Origin of the sequence: Sphingobacterium sp. HJSM2_6 (assembly GCF_049316305.1) — a bacterium.
Lineage (GTDB): Bacteria > Bacteroidota > Bacteroidia > Sphingobacteriales > Sphingobacteriaceae > Sphingobacterium.
On the sequence record NZ_JBMOXB010000070.1, the window covers coordinates 1 to 252 of the forward strand.

The 252-nt window shown below is 41.7% G+C and carries 1 protein-coding gene; it reads left to right on the plus strand.

The genetic code is table 11. The features are described 5' to 3' along the window. Positions 1 to 252: RHS repeat-associated core domain-containing protein (locus ACFRAE_RS17840; protein ID WP_422798524.1), on the plus strand; the 252-nt coding region annotated here is incomplete at both ends.

Genomic DNA, 252 nt, shown 5'->3' on the forward strand with positions numbered 1-252 from the left:
CCTTCTTTTTTTTGATCGAAGCCTAATAAATAGCTCATACCGGAACAACCACCACCTTCAACCCCTATACGTAATCCCAAAACATGATTACTATGCCTTTGGAAAATCTAAAGCCATTCAAATAACTGGAATAAATAAGTATCTTTATAATGGGAAGGAAGTGCAATCGGAGTTAGGTGATCAGTTGGATTATGGCGCAAGGTTCTACGACGCGGAGATTGGAAGGTGGAACGTGGTTGATCCGTTGGCGGA